The organism is Endozoicomonas numazuensis, assembly GCF_000722635.1.
GTDB classification, from domain to species: domain Bacteria; phylum Pseudomonadota; class Gammaproteobacteria; order Pseudomonadales; family Endozoicomonadaceae; genus Endozoicomonas_A; species Endozoicomonas_A numazuensis.
Genome location: NZ_JOKH01000002.1, coordinates 324,876 through 350,217 on the forward strand (window position 1 = coordinate 324,876; position 25,342 = coordinate 350,217).

At 46.5% G+C, this 25,342-nt stretch carries 14 protein-coding genes and 2 pseudogenes; 9 read left to right on the forward strand and 7 right to left on the reverse strand.

The features are described from left to right. Genes GZ78_RS08820 through GZ78_RS08840 form a run of 5 tightly spaced genes read left to right on the forward strand, consistent with a single transcriptional unit; the run spans position 1 to position 10,539 of the window. Positions 1-3,315 carry a DEAD/DEAH box helicase gene (locus GZ78_RS08820; RefSeq protein WP_081869750.1) on the forward strand — a complete coding sequence of 1,105 codons (3,315 nt, stop codon included), beginning with the start codon at positions 1-3 and terminating at the stop codon, positions 3,313-3,315. Next, positions 3,296-4,777, forward strand: a complete 1,482-nt coding sequence (locus GZ78_RS08825; protein WP_034834816.1) for a hypothetical protein — start codon at positions 3,296-3,298, stop codon at positions 4,775-4,777. The genes GZ78_RS08820 and GZ78_RS08825 overlap by 20 nt, the downstream gene beginning before the upstream one ends. Positions 4,778-4,827: 50 nt before the next feature. Next, on the forward strand, positions 4,828-7,140 hold the full coding sequence (locus GZ78_RS08830; RefSeq protein WP_161787348.1) for an AAA family ATPase: 2,313 nt from the start codon (positions 4,828-4,830) through the stop codon (positions 7,138-7,140). Then, positions 7,137-9,017: a hypothetical protein gene (locus GZ78_RS08835; protein WP_034834818.1), complete on the forward strand. Its 1,881-nt coding sequence runs from the start codon at positions 7,137-7,139 to the stop codon at positions 9,015-9,017. Before GZ78_RS08830 ends, GZ78_RS08835 begins: the two co-directional genes overlap by 4 nt. 4 nt (positions 9,018-9,021) lie before the next feature. Beyond that, positions 9,022-10,539, forward strand: a complete 1,518-nt coding sequence (locus GZ78_RS08840; protein WP_034834820.1) for a sigma-54 interaction domain-containing protein — start codon at positions 9,022-9,024, stop codon at positions 10,537-10,539. An 84-nt stretch (positions 10,540-10,623) separates the two neighbouring features. Here GZ78_RS08840 and GZ78_RS27305 read toward each other — a convergent pair whose 3' ends face one another. Together GZ78_RS27305 and GZ78_RS28275 are read right to left on the reverse strand one after the other, a co-directional pair. Beyond that, positions 10,624-11,793: a tyrosine-type recombinase/integrase gene (locus GZ78_RS27305; RefSeq protein WP_051785980.1), complete on the reverse strand. Its 1,170-nt coding sequence runs from the start codon at positions 11,791-11,793 to the stop codon at positions 10,624-10,626. A 1,496-nt stretch (positions 11,794-13,289) separates the two neighbouring features. Then, positions 13,290-13,412: pseudogene (locus tag GZ78_RS28275) on the reverse strand (cold-shock protein); the annotation flags it as partial. A gap of 195 nt (positions 13,413-13,607) precedes the next feature. On the opposite strand from GZ78_RS28275, the gene GZ78_RS08865 reads away from it, so the two are divergent. From GZ78_RS08865 to GZ78_RS30260, 3 genes and pseudogenes are all read left to right on the forward strand, one after another. Next, positions 13,608-14,384 (forward strand): type IV toxin-antitoxin system AbiEi family antitoxin, encoded by a 777-nt coding sequence (locus GZ78_RS08865; protein ID WP_034834827.1) that lies wholly within the window; start codon positions 13,608-13,610, stop codon positions 14,382-14,384. Between the two features lie 15 nt (positions 14,385-14,399). Continuing rightward, complete coding sequence (locus GZ78_RS08870; RefSeq protein ID WP_034834829.1) at positions 14,400-15,326, forward strand: nucleotidyl transferase AbiEii/AbiGii toxin family protein; 927 nt, start codon at positions 14,400-14,402, stop codon at positions 15,324-15,326. Positions 15,327-15,623: 297 nt separating this feature from the next. Next, positions 15,624-16,403 (forward strand): annotated as a pseudogene (locus GZ78_RS30260) (ISL3 family transposase). 382 nt (positions 16,404-16,785) lie between these two features. Here the strand turns inward: GZ78_RS30260 and GZ78_RS08880 are convergent. The 5 genes from GZ78_RS08880 to GZ78_RS08900 all read right to left on the reverse strand — a co-directional run bounded on the left by GZ78_RS08880 (position 16,786) and on the right by GZ78_RS08900 (position 24,243). Beyond that, positions 16,786-17,964 carry a DUF3322 domain-containing protein gene (locus GZ78_RS08880; protein ID WP_034834839.1) on the reverse strand — a complete coding sequence of 393 codons (1,179 nt, stop codon included), beginning with the start codon at positions 17,962-17,964 and terminating at the stop codon, positions 16,786-16,788. 1 nt (position 17,965) lies between these two features. Then, positions 17,966-21,388, reverse strand: coding sequence for an ATP-binding protein (locus GZ78_RS08885; RefSeq protein ID WP_051785981.1), 3,423 nt, complete (start codon positions 21,386-21,388; stop codon positions 17,966-17,968). Beyond that, on the reverse strand, positions 21,369-21,965 hold the full coding sequence (locus tag GZ78_RS08890; RefSeq protein WP_034834841.1) for a DUF4194 domain-containing protein: 597 nt from the start codon (positions 21,963-21,965) through the stop codon (positions 21,369-21,371). The genes GZ78_RS08885 and GZ78_RS08890 overlap by 20 nt, the downstream gene beginning before the upstream one ends. Positions 21,966-21,998: 33 nt before the next feature. Next, a complete protein-coding gene (locus GZ78_RS08895) occupies positions 21,999-23,438 on the reverse strand; it encodes a DUF3375 domain-containing protein (protein ID WP_034834842.1) in 1,440 nt (479 codons plus the stop codon). A 232-nt stretch (positions 23,439-23,670) separates the two neighbouring features. Further along, positions 23,671-24,243: an AAA family ATPase gene (locus tag GZ78_RS08900; protein WP_034834843.1), complete on the reverse strand. Its 573-nt coding sequence runs from the start codon at positions 24,241-24,243 to the stop codon at positions 23,671-23,673. A gap of 523 nt (positions 24,244-24,766) precedes the next feature. On the opposite strand from GZ78_RS08900, the gene GZ78_RS08905 reads away from it, so the two are divergent. Continuing rightward, complete coding sequence (locus tag GZ78_RS08905) at positions 24,767-25,102, forward strand: IS1 family transposase (protein WP_152558629.1); 336 nt, start codon at positions 24,767-24,769, stop codon at positions 25,100-25,102. Positions 25,103-25,342 lie beyond the last annotated feature (240 nt).

The window sequence follows — 25,342 nt, forward strand, 5'->3', positions numbered from 1 at the left end:
ATGAAACTAATAAATAGTTGCTTGCTGGAGCCTGAGATCATACGACTAAGGCCGCTTGATCAAGATGAATATATCAAAAGCCAATGGCAACAAGGTGATGAAGCTTATTTAATCAGTCGACAGGGAGATATCTATATCAACCAGCAAGATCATTTATTGCCGGTTGAGATTATTGATCATGAGGATAAGGTCAAAACTCTGGTTGCTCAAAGAAATACGTTCTGGGTTATTACAGCCCTGACACCCCAGGATATTTATCTACAGAAATGTACTGTTTCAGCAAGAGTTGAGAACAGCTTTAAAATAGGTGTAGATGAATGGACTGCGGAGAACTTATCCAGCAAGAATGTAATTACCTCCGATTCTGTGAATGATGCTATTCAGTGGCTATCTGACGAATTCCTTCTGGAAAGTGATCGTACCAGCGGGGTATTCACTAAGATTCCCGCAAGAAGATCAGAAGACACTCTGACACTTTTAGGACATGAGTGGCAAGCTATTCTCGAAGTATCTCCTGATAACACAACCACTCTGAAGCACATACAACGAGCTCAACGATCAGATGAAGCTATCGGCGTGCTTGAGGGTGAAATTATTTTCGCTGACACCTCCCAACAGTCAGTGGTTAACAGCAAGGAAGCAAAGAGAAAATTTGAAGAAGCTCTCAGAAGCCATGGAAGCTATGTAAGTCTTTGGGAAGACTATAGCAATACTGACTGGGAGCTGGTCGTCGAGCAAGCCAGAGAAGTCGGCTTCTTTCGTTATACGAAAACAGCCGCCAAAGGAGAAGAGAGTATTCTATGGGAGTTTTCTGCTGAAGATGAAGCGGCTTTAAAAGGCTTCCTGGAACGCTTCGATGCACTGGACAGCAAAGACTTTCAAATAGAAAGCTCAGGCACAAAACCTGACTGGCTAGATAACGAAAAAGCCGTTCATGAGTCCGGCTTCGACCATGTGCAAGACAAAGTGTCTGGTGAGTTGTACAGAAGAAATCAAAACGGACTGGTTCTGAAACTTGATGACCAGAGAAAACAGGATCGTCCGGCTTCAGACGGCTATTTGTACCTGTCGTTGTCTGGACACATTACCAACAGAAACAGACGGCAGAAAGCCAAGGATCAGATTCAATCTGGCAACAACCCTATGCCTCAGCTACACAGGTTGCTTGAAGGTTATGCCGAAGGGGCAAGGCGAAGAAATACTTTAAGAGCATTAACGCCTTATGCAAGAGAAGTATTTAAAGGAGGTAGCCCAACCTCTAAGCAAGAAAGCGCTATCGATATTGCTCTTAACACACCCGATATAGCCATTATTGTTGGTCCTCCAGGGACTGGCAAAACTCAAGTTATTACTGCCTTACAACGCAGGCTGGCGGAAGAGTCTGGTAATCATGAATTAAATCATCAAACTTTGATAAGCAGCTTCCAACACGATGCCGTAGATAATGTTATTGCTCGATCCGATGTCTTCGGTTTGCCAGCAGTAAAAGTTGGTGGGCGTGGAGGCAAAAAGTCAGATACATCGGCTGATCCTGTCGATACCTGGTGCCAGAAAAAACATCAAGATGTAGGCTTAAAACTTAGCGACTACCTGGATTCAAAACCTTTTCTGGGAACTCTGCGAGAATTGTTCACAAGCGTATCAACGCTTCAGGTAGCTCCAATGCTACCAGAGGAAAGACAGCAGAAACTTGATGAAATTTCCAGCCTTTTGGAAAAACTGTATAAGGAGTGTTCCGTAAGGCTTCCCTCATCAATTCGAACAGATTGGGACATCTGGGCTGAAGAGCATAAGGTCAGTTTACACTCACAAAAAATGGGGTTGGATGACCTTCTGATCAGGAGAATCAGGTCATTACGGACTACACCTGATTCTTACGCTGATGATGGTTCAGAACAGGCATGGGCATTGCTTGATCAGGTATACATATATCCTGATCTGCTTAACACGTCACAGAAAGAGCTTTTGGAGCAGTTGGCAAACTCTTTCGATTGCGTAACTACTGAGCAGCTCGAACAGTTATCTGAGCTGCAGAATATGTTACTCGATCACACTAGGCATGATTACCGCCCACCTGTACTGAAAACTGTAATTGATAAACAAGGCTGCCAGATATTGAACGCTCTTCTTGAAGCCATTCGAGAGAAAATTGAATCCTCTCAGCTTGGGGAATATGCAGTTCTTGAAAATTATCAACAATCATTATTGAACGAGCCGTACAGAGTAAGAGAGGCTGCTCAGTCCTACACCAGCATACTTGCAGCAACTTGCCAACAATCTGCATCTAACCAGATGTCAGCTTTGAAGAATGTCGACTTCCAAAATGATATTAATTTTGAAAGCGTAATTGTTGATGAAGCAGCCAGAGCAAACCCTCTGGATCTATTCATACCAATGGCAATGGCAAAACGACGTGTTGTTCTGGTAGGTGACCATCGTCAATTACCCCATATGCTTGAGCCTGAAGTAGAAAAGACAATGTCTGTCCGAGACGAGCTGGATGCAAATCGTCAAGAGATGTTGAAAGAAAGCTTGTTTGAACGGCTCTTCAAGCAATTGAAAAAACTTGAAGCTCAGGATGGCAGGTCAAGAGTTATAACTCTGGACACTCAGTTCCGTATGCACCCTGTCTTAGGGGACTTTGTCAGCCGTAACTTTTACGAAAACCATAAAGAAGAAAGAATCAAGTCAGGCCGCCCTGAAGATGACTTTAAGCACGGGCTTAAGGACTTTGAGAATAAGGTGTGTGCATGGATTGATCTCCCAAAATCAGACGGTAACTGGAAGCGACGTGGAACCAGTCGTTATCGGACTATCGAAGCACGAGAAATTGCTTTAAGAATAAAAAAGATGATGGAAGAAAATCTAAATACCAGTTTTGGCATCATCACGTTCTACAGCGCCCAAAGAGATGAAATTCTTGAACAGCTAAAGCAGATTGACGTGGCCGAGAAAGTCCATGGAAATTATAAAATTCGTTCTCAGTGGTCCACTCTGGCAAATGGAGATGAAAGGCTACGTGTAGGAAGTGTTGATGCTTTTCAGGGCAAAGAGTTCAATGTCGTTTTCCTGTCAACAGTTCTAACAAACTCTGCCTCATTGCCGGATTTGAGTGATGATAAGGCAGTTCGCAAAAAATATGGTTTCTTGACTTTAGAAAACCGCCTTAATGTTGCTATGAGCCGTCAGCAGCAATTATTGATCTGTGTAGGCGATGCTGAAATGTTTAAGTCTGAAGAGGCTGAAAAAGTAGTACCAGCAATGAATGCGTTTTATGAATTGTGCGGAGGTGAGCATGGCAAAATTGTTCACTGATCGCTTTATTCGCTACAGAAATATGAAGCCTTTCGGCTCTTTTCAACGGGCAGTCCTGTGGCCTATGAATGCCTGGAGAGTACTCGTTCCTGAACAGTCAGGAAGTGCTCTGAATATTTTCGAAGAGGCTATTCTGGGGTTAATTAAAAGTCGCTGTACAGACGTAAACAAAATTGCAGACCTCCTCTGTCTGTCTGTAACCCTTGTTGATTATATCATTCAGCAAATGGTTAATAACGGTTTACTTACTAGCGCTATGGGGCTAACCCCAAAAGGCAAACGCAAGCTGACAGAGCAAGAAGAACTGAAAACATCGCTGGCCAGCGGATATGTCTTTCAAGATATTTTCACTGGCGAACTCATGCCAAGGTTCGTCAAAGAGCTTCAATATATTGATGCCGATGAGTACAGAGATGGTCGCCCCGCCTTCAGACGTAGCCGGGGGGAAGAGCAGCTTGACTCACCAACTCTCGTATCACACCTGAATGCAGAGCATGCACTGAACCCACCCAGTGCTTATGAAATTATTGACTGCATTCGAGATCATAACGTTGCGATACACAACAGAAAACTTCAGGCTGACGAATTCCTTGATCTTGAACGAATGAGATATGACTCCATCGAGATCGTAGACAGCACTCCTGTTCCTGTTTATCTATGGTGCTGGCTCTATCAAAAGGAGAACTCTGGAAAAGAGTGGCTTGTCACTGACCCAACGGACATTACTCCTGCATCCGAGTGGATGAGAAATCGGATGAGCCGCCAGTTGGAACATCAACCAAATCTTGCTGGAACATTAAATCAAATGTTCGGCATTGAGCGAAAAGCTACTACTGACTGGAAAGCCCGCGAAGATGAAATTCAAGAGTCAGCAAGACTTGAATTATTATCCGAGTTCCCAGGAATACGACACATACCCTTGGCAGAAAAATACCTTCTGGCAGTTATCAGGCGCACTAAAAATATTGAACAGAATGATCGAGTTTATCGAGAAGATATCGATAGCCTGATAGGTGAAGCTCAAAAATTGGTTGAAGCTCTGTTTCAGTGGGTTTTACAAAAATGGCCTGCACCATCCGCTCATGTTCGCCTACAGGGGAAGCCAAAACCATGGTTAAGACGTGACGTTTATCAAGCTCTTGAAATTGAGTGTGTGCCATCTGGCCTGATTAAGAAGCTTGCTGGGCCTGATACGTATCAGGTTAAACGAGCTTTAGAGAATGGTCAGGCATCTCTTAAGGCCTTAGTTTCAGCTGCTGCATTAAGTACCTGCGATCACCAAGAAACCCATCCACTAAGAAAACTTAGTAAAGATGAAATTAAGTTAATCGAAATTATGGAACTGGCTGAACTTCGCAATCCTGCCAGCCATGCCAGCCAACGAAAATTCAAAAAAGAAGAAGCTTTGACGGCTAGTGAAACCGCTATGCATTGCGCAAAAGTATTATCAAATTGGGTGTAAAAGAGATGTCAAAGCAAAAAGGTAAAAAGGGTAAAAATTGGAATCAGACGATGTCTGATCAACTGGCAGCAGTGCAAGCAAATCTGAATGCAGCGCCAGAATCCGTGACGGAAGTTCCTGCTCTGGCACCGGAGGTCGAAGTGGTTCTCAAAGATGTTACAGCTGAGCAAACAAAAGAACACTTTTCCGAGTTGCTGGATGAGTTGAGCAAGTACTCTAAAGCAGTTCAGGATAGTGCAAAAAAAGCTGAAGCCGCCAAACGTCGGTATGAAGAACTCCAGACGCAGGTCAAAGAGAAGACCAGTGATCTGGAAACTCAAAGCAAAAAACTAAAAGTCGAGCAGGCTGAACTCAAAGCAGATAAAGAAAACCTTGCCAACAAAGAGCAGACCCAGGTTTCGCGAGAAAGAGAGCTGGAGGAGCGTGAAATCAATGCACGAGCAAATTTCGTACGTCAGAATGAGAAAGCCCTCGCTGAGTTGAAGGAGGATACAAAAGCTCTTGAGGAAAAAAGGAACGAGCTAAAGCTAAAGCTCGCAGAGGAAGAAACTGCTCAAAGAGAGAAGTTAACCAAGCAGCTGGATGAACTTCGTCAAAAAACAGAGCTGGACCTCAAAGCGAAAAGAGATGAGCTCAATAAATTAAAATCCCAGTTGGATCAAGACAAACTTAGAATCGAGGTGTCCGGATCACGGCTGGCTACACAGCGAAACCAGTTTGAAGAACGCAAGCAAATGCTTGAGGCAGAAATTGCCGCTGATTATCAGGAAAAGATCAGCCAAAAGGAACATAAACTTGAACGATTGCAGAAGTTTAGAGATAAGGATTTAGAAAACATTCAGAAACTGGAAGCAGAAATTGATGGCTATACGGAAATTGTCCGGGTACTCGATGGTCAGAACCCCGAAACCCTACTGGATCGACTGCATGAACTTGAACACAGCAACCGTGACCTGAACAGAAAACTGGACAGCCAGCCGCAAGATGATCTGCAATCAGAGAATCAAGCTCTGAAGAACCATCAAGCCAGACTGGAAAGCCAGCTTCGAGAAAATGAGACAAAACTGAACAAAGCTGAAAGAGAGCTATCAGCCAATCGTCTTAGCATTCTGGAACATGAACGTTTAGAGCAGGAAAATCTGGTTCTAAATAAGCACAAGCAATCCCTCGGCGCCCATATTACAGAGCTTGAGAGCCGTCTTGACGATCTTTTGGAAAAACAGCAAGGCAGTAGAGTATTTGAATCGCTCTGGGAGATGGACGCTGATAGAAAGTGTCAAATGAAGCCTACTCTGGAAGAAGTACCAAGACTTGATGCATTTGCTTATGAACTTCAGCAGATGATTGCGTCTACCTACCCAAATACCCCACTGTATTACCGCTTACAGGATGTTCGTCTGTTCCTTGCAGGCCTGGCAATGAGCAAGCTTCATATACTTCAGGGCATATCTGGCACAGGTAAAACCAGTCTGGCTAAAGCTTTTGCCAGAGTTATGGGGGGTAACTGTACCGACATCGCAGTGCAGGCTGGCTGGCGTGACAGAGATGATTTGCTGGGTCATTTTAATGCTTTTGAACGAAAGTATTACTCAAAAGAAACTCTGAAAGCATTATACAGAGCCAGAACGCCAGGCTTTGAAAACAGAATCAATATTGTACTTCTGGATGAAATGAACCTATCCAGACCAGAGCAATATTTCGCCGAATTTCTATCCGCCATAGAAAAGCAGCCGGAAGATCGACAAATTGTTCTTCTGGATCATACCGATCCGAACCCACCCAAAATGGTAATGGATGGCAACACCATTTTGGTGCCTGACAATGTCTGGTTTATTGGTACCGCAAACCATGACGAAACCACCAATGAGTTTGCAGACAAAACGTACGATAGAGCCCATGTCATGGAGCTTCCTCGACATGAAGAGAAGTTCAAAATCAGAAACATGGAACAAAAAACCTACAGTTTCAGTTCTCTGCAAAAGCGTTTTGACTGCGCTAAAACTGATTATGAAGAAATCACTAATCAGATTATCGAAAACCTGACCACCAGCGAACTGACAAATGTTATGGCGGATCAATTTGATATTGGCTGGGGTAATCGCCTGGAGCGCCATGCGAGAAGTTTTATTCCCGTTGTTATGGCCAGTGATGGTACCGTCGGGGAGGCTCTGGATCATCTTCTGGCAACCAAAGTTTTCAGAGCTGGCAAAGTCACAGGTCGATTTGATACCGAAGAAGCTGACCTGAATCAGATCAAACAGTCACTCGAAGACACCTGGATTGAAATGGAGCTGGATGGTGAGCCTTCAAAATGCTTCGAACTGATTGAGAGAGACCTTCGCCGCAAGAGGATTGGTGCATGAGGGTCCTGGATCGAATGACCGGGCAGCAGCTGGTTTTAAACCAGCTGCCTGACGCATTAACTCCCGGACGCTATGTTGCACTCGATACGCTGCATGCAAACAACCATTCTGAAATCACCCCGGGCACATTTATTGTGTCCGACGGGAGCGAGCAACTCAGCCTGAATGGACGGGGTTTCTCAGTAAATGACGACTCTGCTAATAAGACTGATAAAGACTCTGGTTATTGGATGAAAAAAGCCATTATCCAAATCGCAGGTCATATTAGAACGCTTGAAATAAATGATACTGAAGAACTCCCTACTCCATTGCTGCCTAGCAGTATCATTGACATCCAGTATGATAAACTGCTGGACTTACTGGACACTGCCCTCAATAAGGGGCATTTACACTCGATTAGCATTCGCCCTCGAATCGATATGAAATATGACAGCCAGCTAATGCCTGTCAGCCGAGCAAGGAAAGTAGCGTCAAATGCAAACAGACATCTTGCCGCACATTCTGAATGCTGGCAAAAGCGAACACTGACAGGAGTTATGCCAAAACAAATTCTGGGATTAGTCAGTGAAGATGAGTACAACCTGTATGAAAATCAGGTTTATGCTCGACTACTGGACAATCTTCAGACTTACCTGACAGTTAGGCTCAACGATTTAAGGGCGCTTGAACTCGACTTAAATGAATTCGAGAAGATTGAAAAATCAGAAGAGCTTTATCACAAGCTGATTTCTGATATTTGTGAACTGTGGGGCAAAACATTTTCTGTAGATGAAACCGAAGAAATCCTTAAGACTTTACGTTCACAAATCAGCACTATTGAAGCATATCTCAGAAAGATTAAGGGACTTAAACAGAGAGGCCTTTACAAACAGGTTCCGAGATCTGCAAGAGTACCGAGTCAAATTCACGTTACCAACATACTCGCTCACGACCAACATTACCGACACCTTGTTGGATTATGGCAAACACTGATTGAGGTTATGTCATCATCCAATCTACCTGCTTCTGAAGTCATGAATGCCAACATTGAACTTCAGGAAAGTTATATGGATTATTGCAAGCTCGTGATAATCCGTTCTTTGAAGGCTTTGGGTTTTAGGCTGAAATCTGCTTCAGAAGAAATATTTAATTTTGAGAGAGGCCGTCAGGAGGTCTTGCTTAAGAAGGAAAGCTATCAATGGCTTGTTCAGTCAGAACTAGCTTCGCTTGACCTTCATTTTACTCCTATTTCTTGCAGAGACGGACACGACCTGCAAGCAACGATTGACAATAATAAAGTCGTTATTCCCTGTATTCCCGGAAAAGGACAACAAAAGCACCCTAACACTTGGTTATCTGGAGGTAATAGAGATCCGCTGTTTATTTCACCTGAAGACTTTTATCTGGAAGAAAGAATGGTGGTTCTGCTGAAAACCTGGCTATGGTCGGGGGTAATGCAGAGTTATGGTCTGGCGATAGATAAATTATGTCGCCCCTTTGTCCAGTATGCTGAGTCAGAAACATCTCTCTTTAGAATTTCTGGTTCATCTTCCATCAAAGTCATAGCTCCTCTTTCACCGAAGAAGCAAACAGAACTGCACCAGGCACTTCAAGATACCGGTCTATCAGCAGACCTGCAGAAAGCGGTCAAACAATCTGTTCAATATGTTAACTTTCTTTCCTCTTGCCCTGACTGCGGAAGCAAAGGAGAGTTTACCCCATGGGAAAGAGATTGCTTCAAATGTGACTGTTCATCCTGCGGTAACCAATGGAGTATTTCTTACACCAAAGGCCATCGTATAGGTAAATTCACCGCCAATAAGAGCAATGAGCCCGGCTTTGATCAGAATGGCCGCTGGAATTACTCGTTTAACTTGTCTGAGCTCTCGAGCCCATAACAATATGAAAAAAAACCTGATCTCCTGGATAGGCAAACATGATATCAATGCTAAAGAGTCGGGCCAATTAGGCCCGGTTCTGGCAGCCATCCTTGATGCAGAAGACAAAAATTCACCTTATGATGCCATCCATTTGCTATGCAATTATCCCAGTGAGTCCTTGCACTCGTACGTAATCTGGTTAAAAGAACAAACTTACAGAGAGGTTCCCATTACTTCTTGCCAGGTTCCATTAAGTTCGCCAATGGCTTATGAGGAAATTTATCCTGTAGTTTCCAATCAACTAAGCCAATTACAAGCAACCTATCCGGATTATCAGAGAGTCGTTCATTTAAGTCCTGGTACACCAGCCATGACAGCAATCTGGGTGCTTCTGGTCAAAACAAAATACCCTTCTGTATGTATTGAGTCTTGGCGCGACAGCACAGGGATTCAGCACGTACATAATCGCGAACTACCCTTCCAAATCTCTGCCGAATTCACGTTGGAAGCCATTAAGAATGCCAGCTTTCGACTCGAACAAATTGAAGGTAGCTCCCCGAGTTTCGAAGGCATCACGGGCAACAGCAAAGCTATGCAGACAGTCCAAGAAAGAGCTAAAAAAATGGCCGTACGTGATGTGTCAGTTTTAGTCCTTGGAGAAACCGGAACGGGCAAAGAGGTACTGGCCAAAGCCATTCATAATGCAAGCCTGCGTCAAAACTCTCGTTTTGTAGCAGTAAACTGCGGGGCTCTCCCGGAAGACTTGGCTGAATCATTACTATTTGGTCACAAAAAAGGAGCATTCACAGGTGCTCACAAAGATCATGCAGGCTTCTTCGAACAGGCTGATGGTGGAACTTTATTCCTGGATGAAATTGGAGAACTATCACCTCTATTGCAAACCAAACTATTAAGAGTTCTGCAGGAAAAAGAGTTCACACCTGTCGGTAGTGAGAAATTGATAAGAAGTGATTTTCGTCTAATTTCTGCGACACATCAAAATCTCACAGATTTGATTGAGGAAGGAAGATTTCGGGAAGACCTGTTTTACCGGCTAGCTATTGGCATTATCAAGCTCCCCCCTGTCAGAGACAGAGGGGATGATATAAGTCTTCTTGCCAACACTATGCTCCATCAAATTAATGAAGAGCTGGCAGACCAGCCAGATTACTGCAAAAAGACACTGACGAGTAAGGGTCATGCATTCATTGCCAGACAGCCATGGCTTGGGAATGTGAGAGAGCTGAACGCAAGCCTGTTAAGAGCTGCAATTTGGACAGATAGCGCCCAGATTTGTGAACATGATATTGAAGCGTCATTAATCTCAAGAAGAGCGAACACACAACTGCTTCCAAACCATCTGCATGAAAGCGTTGATCTTAGCGATGTCGTAGGTAAAGTTGCTGGTCACTATATTTCTCTTGCATTAAAAGAAACTCATGGAAATAAGGCTGCAGCCGCCAGGCTTCTTGGGTTCAACAGTTCACAGGTACTAACGAACTGGATTACAAAATATTCTGTTGACGAAAGCAGCCAATAGGCTGTTGGTTCCTACAACTGACAACCTATCTTCTCCGATAGAGATATCCATTCTTGACTGAGATGGTCAAGCTTAGTTTTTCAGTCAAGATAAGGTCATAGCAGCTCTAAGCAGCTGCTTGTTGACCAACTCATTTTCGGCCCAATACTTATTCTCTATTCTCTTGCACTGCCCCCATAAATCAGGCGGTTCCTTGTGTAGGAGATGAGTATAGCGCCGCAGGTGCTCCCATGTTTTATGACCACTGCGGAGTGCCACTTCCGGAATCGACATTTTCTGTTCAAAAAGGCGGGATATGCCTTCATGCCGGAATGAATGAAAGCGCAACTCTGGAAACCCAAGCCGCTTGGTTCTTTCTGAAAATCTTGATGCAACACTTTGAGCCTTGTAGGGAAAAATCCTGTCATCACCTTCGAAAGGTGGCTGACGGTCAATAATTTCTAAACACTCAGGTGGCAATGGAACCTTCTGGTGGTTACCAAATTTGTTACTGGGATCTTTTCTATCTTCGATGATGACAAAACCAGCCTCCTTATCCAGCTGGCTGTATTTTATCCTGCAGACTTCCCCTTCCCTGAACGTGCTGTAGATACTGAACAGCATAATGTGGTGATAAGGAACTACCCCCTGGGCTGTGTTATAACCTTTCAGTAGTTCCTCAAACAACAATAAAACCTGCTCTTCTGTTGGCCTGACATCATGCCGTTGGGACTTCCCAACGAGCTTGAGCTTCCACAGCTCTTTCATCGCATCCGGTGTAATGAAATTCTTGAAGTAATAGCCTGTCCTCTTCTGCCACTCGATCGCTCGCCTCAACACAGATACATAAAGATGATTGGTCGAAGCTGTCACCGTCTTCCTTCTCTTTATAAGGCAATCAATCAGATGCTGTTCGGTCATCTCATTGGACCGGATATTTTTCAGCTCTGATTTTTGCCAGAACAGAATCGCCTGTCTGTCCCGGTAACTGATCTGCTCTTCTACCGGCAAGCTGTCGTTCATTTCCAGATAGTGGGTGAGGTAGGTTTCCAGAGTGATATCACCGGTTCGGGACTGAGCTGACTCATACTTTGGCAGTTCCTGTTCAGCCTGCTTCAGCATTTCCTGTTCTACCTGCTTTGCCCAGGCTCGCCCTGATGGTTTGTCCGGAAAGGACATGCGTTCTATGGCTTTAAAATGCTGACGGATGACCTTTACCGTGAACTTATAGACGGTTCCTTTTTTTCGTTTACGAACCTCACAAACAATGCTCATGACAACACCTCAAAACCCGATCCAGAACATAAAATTCTGGGGACTAATTTGGGGACCAATCGATAGGATTTTATGGTGTTTTATTGTAGTTTTTAGTTCCGCAAGCGTATCAAAAAAACCGGATTATCAGGGGTTGCAGACCACATATTGTTGATATCAATGTCATGTGGTATGAGTTTCACACAGATCATTTTGATGAAGAAACCGGTGAACGCATCGAGAAGGAATGATTTTCAGCAAGCCGGTTTTTAACTGGCTGCCATAACGCTCAGTGCCCTGTGACACACTCAGGGCACTGTCTTTAACTGGAGACCTTCCTCCCCAACCCTCCCTTCCAAGCAGTCTGTTTTTCACCGCAATAACACCTCTTAATGCTACCTTCCTGATGCAATCAATCACTACTCCACATACCCTTAGCACAGAGCATGCAGGCTCAGGATGATTGGGGCTTGCATGTGATTAACGTTGAGTTGCACAGCCTTATCATCGTTAACCTACACAGTGATTCAGCACTCTATCTAGCCAACCCACAACGACCACTCCGCCAGCACAGACACACTCTATCAACTTTCTTTCAGGATCGAGTAGGAGGCGGAATCACTCCCGCCGTCCTCTCACACCACCGGGCATACGGTTCCGTACCACGGCGGTTCCTGCAAACTCAGCTTTCGTTGTAATACGTCGCCTGCTGTCCAATAAACACCCAACCCAAGCTTCAGATACTGTCTTCCACTCTTTCGAATTTAAAGGCCTCTTTCGAGCATCTGCCCTAAACAATCAGAGATCGCTTACTTCACTTCATTTACAGGTTCAGCCCTTCAGTTTGCGGCAACAAACCTACTACGACTTCTGCTGACTTCTGCCGCCCCATCCCAATGCCTCACGACACTGGTAGCCTGAGGCAGAACGACAGACCTCCCGAGGTAATGCGCGCGACCTTCCCACTTATACCCGCCGCATATACGTCCGCAGTTTCCGTGCAAGTATCGGGCTCTTGTGCCCTTTGGGTATTGAAGATAATGGCCTTCTTACCCACTGCGACCGCCTACTATGCGATTCCTGTCCGTCGGGCCAGTGTTTTGCCTTCGGCTTTCTTCAGATTCCACCTCGCGATGGACACCCTTGCCGTTCGGCTAATCGTTCCCCTTGCCTAAAGCGCCTACTGTTGGTGCCGGGTCGATGGAGGACTTTCACCTCCAAGTCATCCAGCCGCCACCATGCTTACTGGAACAGCGCCGGTTGGCGCTACGCGCCATACTCGGCGCACCATAAAAAAGGCAACACCCTTAGGATTTGTCTTGAAATAACTACCCGATTAAAACATGAACTCCGTTCACCCTGAGTCTGTCGAAGGGTGGTGGCTCTGGGCTTCGACAGGCTCAGCCCGAACGGGGGGTGGTCAAATAAGGAAGTTATTTACGGACTATTCCTTAGGTATTACCTTCTTGGCTTCACACTATGTGAAGCAGCAAGCTACATTAGATGTCGCTCAATCTTTACAGAGGACGGATGTCTTCTGCCCGAGGACCTTTCTGGCCCTGAGTAACAGTAAATTCAACCTGCTGACCTTCAGTCAGAGTCTTGAAACCGTCGCCAACGATCTGACGGAAATGGGCAAACTTAGTTTCTCAGTCAAGATAAGATCACAGCAGCTCCAAGTAGCTGCTTGTTGCCCAACTCATCCTCAGCCCAATGTTGAACAAAATATCACAGTTTAAAATATTTAATATATTGACACCCTGGGTATTAATATTCGCATTTAGACAAACTACTTAGTTTGACATAGAATATAAATTAATACTCTGGGTATTAATATGTCATCTAAGATAAACTGGCTGATAAATCATACCTCTCCTGGCTCTCTGGTGCTCCAGCAATGGCTGACGGAGAACGGCATCCGTTATTCTCTGACTCAGAAATATGCCAAAAGCGGCTGGCTGAAGAGGCTCAGCCCTGGTGTTTACTATCGTCCGGAACCCAGTGGCAAGATCAAACCTGACTGGCCGGACGCATTGCAGGCTCTTACTCAACAGCTACAGTTGCCAGTACACCTTGCAGGGCTTACCAGTTTAACTCACCAAGGGCTTAGCCATTACCTGCAACTGAATTCAGAGCAAGTCTGGGTTGGAACCAGAAGCAAGCAAATCCTGCCCAAATGGTTTCGGGAGTTTTCCAAACAGCCCTGGTTATATAGCGGTAACCACAAGCTTTGTGAACTAACTGACAAAGATTTCACCACAGTAACCGTAAAAGGAAAGGAACTCAGAGCCAGTCGCCCGGAACTCGCAGCTTATGAAGTGGTCGATGCTATCGGGAAAAATATTCGTTTTGAACACGCCGCTGAATTATTTCAGGGGTTGGTTAACCTGAGTCCAAGAAAAGTGCAGTCGCTCCTTAATCGCAGCAGTGCTGTTCAGACCAATCGCATTTTTCTGTTTCTGAGTCATTATTGTGGCCATCAATGGTTCGACCGGCTTGATGAATCTCAAATACAGCTTGGCTCTGGTAAACGTCAGGTGGTGACTAATGGTCGATACGACGAGCGTTACCTGATCACCGTTCCGCAATCTCTGCCTTACCCTGCATCGTAAAAGAAGATCAGACTCATGGACAAAGACTCCGTTTATTACCAGCAGGTTTCCCTGTTGATCCGAATGCTGTCAGTTGTGGCAACCGAGCCTGTCTTCGCTCTGAAAGGCGGAACAGCCATCAATTTGTTTGTTCAGGATTTTCCTCGACTGTCTGTGGACATTGACCTTGCCTACCTTCCTCTCGAACCAAGGGATGAAGCTCTGAAAAATGTTCGCTCAGCTCTCGAGCGCATAGCTGAGCGGATTAATACACAGCCTTCAACCAGTGCAGTACTTCAGGACAACCGGCAAGATGAATTAAGAATTATTGTCACTACAGAATCCGCAACCATCAAAATCGAAGTCTCTCCTGTTGCCAGAGGCACACTGCATGACCCAGAGTTACTGCCCGTTGTTGAGTCAGTAGAGGATGAATTTGGCTATGCTGAAATACCTGTTGTCAGCCAGGCCGATTTATATGGAGGAAAGCTTTGTGCCGCCATGGATCGCCAGCACCCACGAGACCTTTATGATGTTCAGCGACTGCTGAATGCTGGTGGAATTTCCAGAGAGATATTTACTGGCTTTCTGACATACACTCTGAGCCATCCACGCCCCATACATGAAGTCATGTCACCACGCTGGAAAGAGTTGGAGCAAACGTTTTACGATGAGTTTGCCGGTATGACGAACGAACCCGTGGAATTGAACGAACTGATAGAAACCCGTTCTCGTATGGTGGCAGCTCTACAAGCTCACTTCACCGAGAGAGATCAGGATTTTCTATTATCTTTCAAACGAGGCAAGCCAGACTGGACACTGTTTGACGAGCCTTCTGCTGCAGAACTTCCCGCTATCCGCTGGAAGCTGATGAATGTTCAGCGGCTGTCAAAAAACAAAGACAAACATCAGCAGCAGCTTGAAAAACTGGAGAATACACTGAAGCAGTGGCTACAGGTTTAGAAAATATGCGCTGATCACAGCAGGCAGAACTATAAGTTTCTTACTCCGTTTCCCATGAAAGCGACATCGAAGCCTTGAGCAACTGCCTGTTCACCAGCTCATTATCGGCCCAGTAATTATTTTGGCTCTTCGCTGTTTGCTATGGATTTCGTTCTGATATCTGACCGATAAAACCCGACCCGGAAACTCACAGGTTTTGGTAGTCATCCATGGACGGTTTCATGCTCGGCCTCGGTCTGCAGGCACCTTGGAATATGGCGCGTCATCAAGCATTATGTCAGCCAAGCCCTGATGGAGATGGATCTCTCTGCCCTGAAAACAACCTCAAAACGGGGTCACAACTACGTCACCGTATTCATCGACATGGATCGGAATGACAAGCCGGTTGTATTCGCCACACCAGGCAAAGGTAAGGAAACCGTTAAGGATTTCAGAGCTTTTCTGGAAGAACATGGAGGGCAGGCAAGCAATGTACTGGAAGTCGTCTTTGATATGTCACCAGCGTTTCTGTCAGCGACGAAGGAAGAGTTTCCAAAGGCCAACGTTACCGTTGACTGGTTTCATGTTGTCCAGCTATTCACTCAGGCTTTGGACGATGTGCGTAAAGCTGAGCGAAAGTTGAAGAGCCACCCTAAAAGCCTGCGATGGGCAGTGTTAAAAAAAGCAGACGGCCCTTTCACTGAAAAACAGATAGAAGCGCTTGTGGAGCTTGAGGCGAGCGACTTGAAAACAGGTGTTGCCTGGAAGATCAAAGAGAAACTCCGCTGAATCAGAAAGGCCGAAACACCAAGAGCAGCGCGATGGAGACTGACTCACTTTATCAAGTATGCAAAAGAAGCTCTGGGCGACTGCGATATTCTGGAGTCTGTTCGCAAAGCACTGAACACGGTAGAGACTCATGCAGACTGGATATTACAACGCTGGATATCAACCTACACCAATGCCCGTATGGAAGGGTTGAACAGCCTGTTTCAGGCTGCAAGAAGTCGAGCCCGAGGATATCGAAATACTGAGACGTTTCTGATGATGATCTATATGATCGCCAGCCCTGTGTCGGATATTCTTAAATCCATATGAAACGACGAAGAGCCGATTTTGATAGTGATACCAAAGAGTTAGACGATTGAGGCGAGTCTCTGGGAGTAAATTTTGTTACTCCCAAGCTCAATTTTCGTTCCCGAACATGCCCAATAAGAAGTAATAATTCTGAATAGTGCCTTTCTGTTTGAATCCGCTGCTCAACAATAAAACTTTCTAAACCCGTTATGAGCATGGCTATCCAAGTGAAAAGACAAGGCGGAGTGACGAGTCATAGCCATAGCGAGGAGCTCCAACGCCGGATTTTCGCTTGGATAGACAGCGCAATAGGGATTTAGAAAGTGCAATTGGTATTATACAATCGCTGTCTCTAAAAATTCCCTATGCGCTAGTTGCCCGAACGATAACCCTATTTCATGCTTCAGCAAGCCCCAGCCGCTAAAGCCTCCCTCAAGCAAGAAAAAGCAATGCGCTCCTGTTCGAGCCGAAGGTTTTTGCTCAGTTTGTTTTGACGCAAGGCGTCAAACAGTGACTGCTCACTGCTGGTTAGATTGGCAAGATCCGCTAAAAAACGCTTGTTTTCAGGCTCTTCTACGCAAAGAGGCAAATGCAATTCCAGTGTCGCCTGATCCATTAACAGCGACCTGGTTTTTCGGAAACGCCCGCGCAGTTGCGACAACATGGAGAAGCCGTGGGTATCAATATCCCCCCAATAGTTGATCTGTTTGCCCTCCAGCCAGTTCAGTGAGAACAGAGAACGAATGCCATATCCCAGCCCGAAAATGACTATGGAATCTTTTACTGACGGGAAAGTCAGGCCATTGATTTTATTCTCAGTGATAAAAACCCGGCTTACACCCGGATCAACAAACTGTGATAGCGGCACACTCATATCTGTGACCGGAGCCGTTGAGTCCAGCAGGCGAAAGCGGATCAATGGCTCGTCATAACGCAACCCAAAGCGACGCTCAAACCCATTCTCGGCTATGCCCGATACGCTGTCGTCGAATTCTTCCGGCTCAAGTGCCAGCATGAGTAGTTCTGATAGTACGCCCTTGTGAGATTCAATAAATTTGGTATCAACACCCTGAATATCCAGTTGCCGGATATACCGGTCTGGCTGAGAGTTGAGCTGAAAATAGCGGCACACTTTAATCAACTGCGGCCAGACATCAGCATAATCCAGCACTTTCACCGGTTTGCTGTTCACCAACGGCATGACCTGCGGAAGCTGTCGCCGGGTCTGATCAGCCAAGGCCTGAAACTGTTTAAAAGTCGACTGTTGTCCAATAAAAGCCAGCCAGTCGTCCCTGCTTTCAAACAGAATTTTACGAGGTAGCCGTTGCTGTCCTAACTGTTGGTGACTGATGGTTCGATATTCCAGCTGATAACCGCTACCGGTAACAGCTCTGGAATGACGGTGCATTTCTGCAATCCAGTCCCGAACCTGAATAAATTCACTGCTCAGGGTACGCCCTGACGGTGTTTTGAAAGGTATCTCAAAGGGGAAAAACACCTCATCATTCAGCCAGCTTTTCAGAAAAGCCCCGGACGCCCAAGGGCGCAGGGCTTTCTTTTGCAGTTCTTTCTGGGAAATCATGCTAATTCACAGTCACGGAGGCAGGTTCTGTCTCAGCAAACGCCTGCTCTTGCTGATTGGCCAGATATTGTTGCTTATCTTTGCGGTACTCTTCTATGGTCAGGTTCTGCAAGACCGAGTTACAGCCGCCTTCGTTATGAACAAAATGCACCGAGTTGACGTAGTCTTCTATCACATGAATTTTCTGTAGAGGCGTCACAATCAACAGTTGCAGATTGAGCTTGCGGAACAACTCCAGTCCATACCGGGCAGATTCATCAGACCCGCGGCCAAAGGCTTCATCAATCATCACGAAACGGAATGACCGTGAGCGTTTCTCGCCCCACTCGAGGCCAAACTGGTAGACCAGTGCCGCCGCCAGAATAGTGTAGGCCAGCTTTTCTTTCTGTCCCCCGGATTTTCCCGCCGAATCGGAATAAAATTCCTTTTCGGAGTCGTCTTCACGGTAACGTTCAGAGGCATTAAACAAGAACCAGTTGCGCACGTCCGTGACTTTTTTTGTCCAGCGCTTATCAAGGTCGCTCTGCCCTTCCCGACCATTAAAGCGTTCGATAATCTCTTTCACCTGAATAAACTTGTTTTCTGCATAGTGTTCACTGGTATCGGGCGACAGGCTATCCCCCAGACAGTTACGCAGGTCGATTTTGAACTGATTGATTTCCGGGTCTCGATTACTATCTGCCACCAGACGGATATAAGAACCTTCGCTGTAATCAATCGCCGACAGGGAGCGGTTAATGGTGTCAATCTTGTCCCGGATGGTTTGCTGCTGATGATCCAGCCAGTTCTGGAACATCGCCATATTATGAATGGTGCCTTCGTTGAGCATTTGCTTGAAGCGCTGCTCATGCCTTGGCAGGTCTTCACCCTGCAATGTTTGCAACATACCGGAAAATTCTCCGGCAGAAGCAACATCGGCATCCACTTCCCGGGTTTCCTGAGGGTAAGCGTTTTTATAATCGGACATCTGTCCGGTAATTTTTGAAATCAGGTTTTTGGCGGTATTCTGACGTGTATCAATCCGGCTGGTCAGCCATTTACGCATGGCGACTTGACTGCTGTCACAGCTTTCAATAGTGATTTTTTTATCAGGCAGTGCTTCCGGCTCCAGCGACTCAAGTTCTGGGAAACAGGCTTCCCGGTGTTTGCCAGACAATTCATCCAATAGTAGTTGGGCCTGATCCCGATCGTCACGATCCCGCTCCAGCTTTGAGTTCAGGTTGCCCACATCCTGCCCAAGCTTTTCCTTTAGCCTATCCTGTTCCGCAATAAGAGCTTCGGATCGGGACTGGCGCTCCCGCAGGGTTTTCAGGATGTCTGAACCGGCTTCCAGCTGTTGCTTTTCTTTCTCAAGGGTTTGAATCTGCAGCGCCAGTGGCTGCCAGTTAATCTCGGCAAAGCTTTGCACATTCAATAACAGTTCCAGCTTCAACTGACTGTTCTGTAACCCCTTCAGCCGACGGGTAAATTGCGCCTGCTCCGCAGCCGCCTTTTGAATCGTCTGCTCTTTCCGTTTTTGTTCTGTTTCCAGGGCAAAAATCTTTTCCCGGTTACTCCAGCCCAGCACATATCGAGATCGGTCATCAATACGGTAGCGGTCGTCTTTTTCATGGCGGCTGCCGCTGCTTTTGATCTGACCATTGGGCGTAATCGCCCGGCTCTCCCTGCGGAAGTCTGCCATTTTATCGCAGCAGGTATAGTCAAATCGCTGAATCAGTTCCTGTTCCAGCCAGCCATAAAACAGGCTGTCGGTTTTTATCGAGATTTTCCGGCTAAGGGAGTGTTTATCGATGGCATCATGCACTGGGCGTGAAGGTTCCCGAACCCGGTAATACACCAGCCGCCCTTTCAGATGAGTCTGGTTAACATAGTCGGCCACTGCCTGATAGTGATCGTCAGGCACCAGCAGGCTCAGGGCGAAATTATGCAGCACTCTTTCAGCCGCCCCTTCCCACTGTTTTTCTTCTTCCCGGATTTGCAGCAGCTCACCAGCAAACGGCAGGGTGTCTTCCGACAGAGACAGGCTCTCACAAAGCGCTTCACGAATGGCAAGATTTCGGCTGGGGATATTGGACTTACGCCCTTTCAGGGAAGCAATTTCCTGCTCCAGTTCTGAATGTTCATCCCGCAGTTGTTTCAGAACAACAGCCTGTTCCACCTGTTCGTTCTGTAAATGAGCCTGCTGTTGTTCCAGCCGTTGCCGACTTTCCTGCGCCTCTTTCTGGTTGCCATAAAAACCTTCGTCGTCTTTTGGCTCTGGCATATCCAGTTCACGACACAGACCAAGGTATTTGTCACAGGCATCGGACAACCGTTCCCTTTCCCTGTTCAAACGTTCTATTTCAGTTTTCAGCTCCGAGAGTCGTTGCCCGCCGTTCTGGTCTATCGCCCGCTCAATGTCCCGCAACTCCGAGCGCAAATCCGTTAACAGCTGCCGGGCTTCTTCCAGTCTGGCGGTGAGTTTTGTCTGCTCCTGTTCCCGACGAACAATGCGGTCATTCAACAGCTGAATTTTCTTGTCAGCAAAGAATCCGTACAGCGCTTCCCGGCACTGTTTTAAAGAATAAATGGCCGTTTCCAGTTCCGAATAACGATCGCAATCCTGAATCAGCGGCGACAGTTTTTCTATTTGCTGGCGGGCTTTCAGTACGGCTTCATGGGCACGATTGAGGTTATCAAACTGACGACTGAGTTCATCTACCCGATCCGCTACATCGGTGCTTTCGAGCATGTGACTGCGGACAAACTCCGTTAAGTTACCCACGGATTTCATGGAGACTGTCTGATAAAGCAAGTCCAGCGCCTGATCGTTTTCAATCCCCATCTGCCGACGAAATTCCGCCTGATACTGAGTGAAGCTGTCAAACAGTTTCAGGTGATCTTTACGTTTAAGTTGTTTTTTCAGGTCGCCGATATCACTGCCAAAACCACTGAAATGTTTGGCAATGGTTAACGGCTTTCGGGCAACAATATAAAAGCGTTCCGGCGTATTGGCGTTATCCCGGCTCCAGAATACTTGCGCCAGAGTGATCGTCTGGTCATAGCCTTCATTCCTGAACCGGGCCAGCAACACGCTGTAACTGTTGTGGTCGCGCAGGGCAACAGCCTTGGCACTGAGCGTGTCGTCATCTTTAGCGCTTTTAAAATAGCCACGGACATACGACGTCAGGTTTCGTTCACGGGTTTCCGCACCTGCCGCTTTGTTGTAGGTGATCTTTTGGCTGGGTACTAACAGTGTCGTTAATCCATCCACCAAGGTCGATTTACCGGAACCGATATCACCCGTTAGCAGACTGTTACTGCCATCCGGCTGTGCCGACCAGATTTTTTTATGAAAGGTGCCCCAGTTCAACACTTCTAATTTTTCGAGCCGGAATCCTGCCTTGCCAGCGTCCTCACTGAACTCAAACATTTGATTCTGCATATTCCCGGTATACCTTTAACTTGTCATTAAAATCCGCCAGCCAGTCGGCGTCCACCAATGCCTTGATGATCCGGCGCACTTCCCAGGCGGGCGGATTGCTGTTCAGTTTTTTCAGAAATCCGAACTCGGCTACTTTGTTGAGGTGAGTATCAATCTGATCAAACAGCCGCGCTTCATTAGCACGGTCTGGCAAAAAGACCCGCATCATCTCGACAATTTGCTCCCGCGACAGAATCAGCCTGGATTCGCCACCACCGGCATCCTGCTCCACCATTTTCTTGCGCAGCAGCACACAGAGTAAGCTGACCGGAAAACTTAACGGACGACGGGCGACCAGTTTCGGCAACGCCAGATCTTCATCATTAACCTGCTTCAGAAACGCGTAACCTTCCGCTTCATCCAGCACCAGGTCAAGCCCAATCACTTTGACATAATCAATCACTCTGGCGTGTAAATCCTGTAACTGCTGCCAGACCGCAGGGTTAGTGTCCCGATATAAAACACCTTTCATCAAATGAATAACCACTACACCGAGCGAGGCATCCTGCGCTGTTTCAACGTCATCATTCACAAACATTTTTCTCCTGTAGGTTGTCGTCTGATTTCAGCGTCATCGGGTAAAAACGACTTCCGGCATTGAGGCTTCTTTCTGATGCCCTTTGTCATCTAGCCAAACAATCACTTCATCCTGTTCAGCATTGACCAGCGCATGATCCGATTCAGAAGCTATATGCAGATAGGCCACCACTTCGCTCAAGCCCTTTCGCACCGGATATTGTTTCACCAGTTCCGATAAACTGATCTGCTGACGATTCTGGAGCGCATGGCGAATACGTGCCCGCAGCTCCCGCTCATCCACATAGTGCTGGCTATACAAAGCGGTGCTGTCAAATTCAGCCTGCCCCTCTTCCGGCACTTCATCAATCACCGGGCGCACTGCCGGGCGAAACAAACCACGGGACATAGGAAGTTCTATCTCGGGTTTACAAGGTTGTAATGTAGTAAAGAGTTTATCCGGTGGCGGGCTCTGGCGTACAGCGATAGCGCTCTGCTCGATCTCCCGGACAATTTCCATGATGCGTCGGTTTTCCAGCCAGGCCTGATCCGCCAGGTAGTGACGAAGCTGTTCCACCAGTTGCGCGCAAGTGCTGTTCACTTTTTCTCCGGCTTCCAGCAATCGGAAGCGAATTCGACCCAGCAGCTCATCGTGTTGCAGACTTTGCACTTCAGGCAGTGCCAGCACTTTTTCCAGAATTGTCTGTAACTCATCCTGACTGGACGGCGACATCAGCCAACTCCAGAAGGCCTTGAAGCTGCGACCCTGGTCCGATTCGGTGATGGCATCCTGTTCCGAAAAAATATCGTCCAGCATCTGCCCCTTACCGCTGTTGCTGATCGTGATTCGTTCCCGAACGCCCCGATCAAGGCTGCGAAAGTTCTCTTCTACCTGGCGGAAATCTGATAATAACTGTCGTGCGGTATCTTCAGCCTGCAGGAATTTCTCTTTAACTCTTGTCGGGTCATGAGGGGCCATCTGGCCACTTTTCAAACGGGCAATTTCGAGCTCAAGCTCGGCTTTTTCCTGCTCCAGACGATCAATTCTTAACTGCGGGTCGACCTCGGTCTCATGGGCAATCTCATTGAGAAGACGAAAGACCGTCAACAACCGGGACTCGGTGCCCACAAACTGTTTCTGTTCAAACCCGGACAACCATTCGATCACTTTCTCCGTGGCCGGTGTCAAATCAAACAAGGGTTCATCGCCCACACTGGCAGCCGGATAATATTTGCGCAAATATCCTTGCTCCCCGGATGCCCAGTCGTTCAGGTAGTCCCGACCTTTGCGGGGGTATTTGTTTTCACCGCTGCTCTCGCGCAAATGGTGTAGATAATCGTCCAACCGGGTCACCAGCTCTTCAGCAGCGATTGAACGCTGATTGGTCGCGATAAAAGAACGATGCAGGAAGCTGATAATCAGCGGTGCGCTGTCAGCCTGTAATAGACGCCAGGCGGGATGACTGCGAAGTCCGACAAGTCTGTGAAAATCCATAAAACCTCAGGCTGCCATACCGTTTACGGTATCAGTACTCAGTTCGAAGGGGCATTGCCTATTTACAGAATTTGTCAGAAATAGGCTAAAACTGTGCCAAACCAGTAAATGGTAACACCTTAAAGCTGTTGGGCTAGCTGTGGAAGGCACTTAAATGAAATTAGACTCTATTGACCTTAATCGCTCCAACTTTTCGAGCCACTGGGCAAAATGCGGACATCGGCCTTTCATGTCATGGCATCAAACCCGACATCCATAGCCACCAGACTACCGTGGAAGGGTTTCTGATAACTTCTGAAATGCTTGAGAAGTGGCGATTAACGATCACCTGGTCATCAGCTTCAAATTCGTTAATCAGTTCAACCGACTGCGTGGAAACAGTCACTTGATGTTTGAGCGACACTGCTTTTAATTGTGCAGCCAACACAGCAATTGCATAAGGGTGCAGCCCTAATTCAGGTTCATCAATCAGCAAAGTACTGGGCATGAAGCCCTCAGGCTGCTTCACAAGAGCCGTTTCACTGGTGTCATGACAGTGGTAAACCCGCCTGTTAGTGATAGCGTTGCATACGGACTGCTCAGTACCATCTGTCACATGTTGACCAACATAACTTTCAAAATGCCCTGCATTACTGACATGCCCTCCGGCGGCCAGGGACTCATGCTGGAACATCATCCGGTTATCCGCTGTTGGCTCCAACTCAAACCTATAAACCTTGTCACCAAAATACAGCTCAGACTCAAATGACCGGGTTACTTTACGCCCGTGCCTTAACAGAGCGTCCGGACCACCCTGCTTACCCACCGTTCTTTGCAGGTTGCCGGCGAGAATTTGGCCAATAAAACGGAAAAGCTGATAAAGTTTGTCTTACCTGCGCCATTTGCACCTATCAAAATATTCAGAGAGCCCAGCTCTAAATAGCACGATCGTGTAGATTTGAAACCACCTACCCTGAGGTGAGTCAGCTGTTTGTCATCAGTGACCGGCTGCATGGCACACTCTTGTATGAAAAATATTTACCATAATCACCTGATTGGATGCCTGATGGCTGTATTACTGTGCGAGCTCAAATGATTGCTCAAGGGTGCTCATTGTCTATCTCGGCACTTGCACTCATCTACCTTCGCAGAAAATTACACAGCTTACAGTTTTTTATAGTGGCGAATAAGCCCCAAAAGCGGCAAATCAGATAGGCTCCATGCCCAATTCGACATGATTAAAGACATGTGGTATGAGTTTCACGAAATGGATTTTGACACGGATACCAACGACTTAGAGGATTGACGTTGGTCTTTGGGGACCAACCCCTTTGGTTCTCAAAAGTCTGATGCACCACGAGACAGGAGCCATTCCGGATTATGTTTTTGGCAAACGCAGGGACAAGGTTTTCAAGAAACCTAAGGATTATTGGAGCCCTTTGGCATTGGGTGCTTTTATACCGATAACTGGGGAGCGTAATATTGACCAAGAAAAGCACACGGTAGACAAAAGGAATACACAAAAAATTGAGTGCACAAACCTGAATCTGAGAACTTATATTAAACGACTGACCAGAAAAACCATCTGCTTTTCAAAGCTTGAAAAGATGCATAATATTGTCATGGGCCGTCCGATTAATAAGGAAGAGTTTAGGGCTGACATTACTGTTCAAACACACCATTGACCCACCACCATCAAAAAATTTCGAATCATTAAAGACGTCCATTCTATTAACCGTCGACGAGATATCTAAAGCGTGTAATTCAAATAATGTCAATACTCCCCCCTCTTAAAACGCAAGCTGCAGGCTCTGTTTGAAGGTTATATTGACACCATCTACTATAAATAAAAAATTTATCATAGTCGGAATGTATAAGGGTCAGTATGTCGGTTTTTCAACTCTGAATTGCGGGTTTTGATAAAA

Bases quoted from the DNA above. Each gene is read 5' to 3' on its own strand.
- GZ78_RS08820 (WP_081869750.1), top strand. From the start codon at position 1: ATGAAACTAATAAATAGTTGCTTGCTGGAGCCTGAGATCATACGACTA.
- GZ78_RS27305 (WP_051785980.1), bottom strand. From the start codon at position 11,793: ATGAGCATTGTTTGTGAGGTTCGTAAACGAAAAAAAGGAACCGTCTAT.
- GZ78_RS08835 (WP_034834818.1), top strand. From the start codon at position 7,137: ATGAGGGTCCTGGATCGAATGACCGGGCAGCAGCTGGTTTTAAACCAG.
- GZ78_RS08890 (WP_034834841.1), bottom strand. From the start codon at position 21,965: ATGTTTGTGAATGATGACGTTGAAACAGCGCAGGATGCCTCGCTCGGT.
- GZ78_RS08830 (WP_161787348.1), top strand. From the start codon at position 4,828: ATGTCTGATCAACTGGCAGCAGTGCAAGCAAATCTGAATGCAGCGCCA.
- GZ78_RS08905 (WP_152558629.1), top strand. From the start codon at position 24,767: ATGCACCACGAGACAGGAGCCATTCCGGATTATGTTTTTGGCAAACGC.
- GZ78_RS08880 (WP_034834839.1), bottom strand. From the start codon at position 17,964: ATGATTTCCCAGAAAGAACTGCAAAAGAAAGCCCTGCGCCCTTGGGCG.
- GZ78_RS08885 (WP_051785981.1), bottom strand. From the start codon at position 21,388: ATGCAGAATCAAATGTTTGAGTTCAGTGAGGACGCTGGCAAGGCAGGA.
- GZ78_RS08865 (WP_034834827.1), top strand. From the start codon at position 13,608: ATGTCATCTAAGATAAACTGGCTGATAAATCATACCTCTCCTGGCTCT.
- GZ78_RS08870 (WP_034834829.1), top strand. From the start codon at position 14,400: ATGGACAAAGACTCCGTTTATTACCAGCAGGTTTCCCTGTTGATCCGA.
- GZ78_RS08895 (WP_034834842.1), bottom strand. From the start codon at position 23,438: ATGGATTTTCACAGACTTGTCGGACTTCGCAGTCATCCCGCCTGGCGT.
- GZ78_RS08840 (WP_034834820.1), top strand. From the start codon at position 9,022: ATGAAAAAAAACCTGATCTCCTGGATAGGCAAACATGATATCAATGCT.
- GZ78_RS08825 (WP_034834816.1), top strand. From the start codon at position 3,296: ATGGCAAAATTGTTCACTGATCGCTTTATTCGCTACAGAAATATGAAG.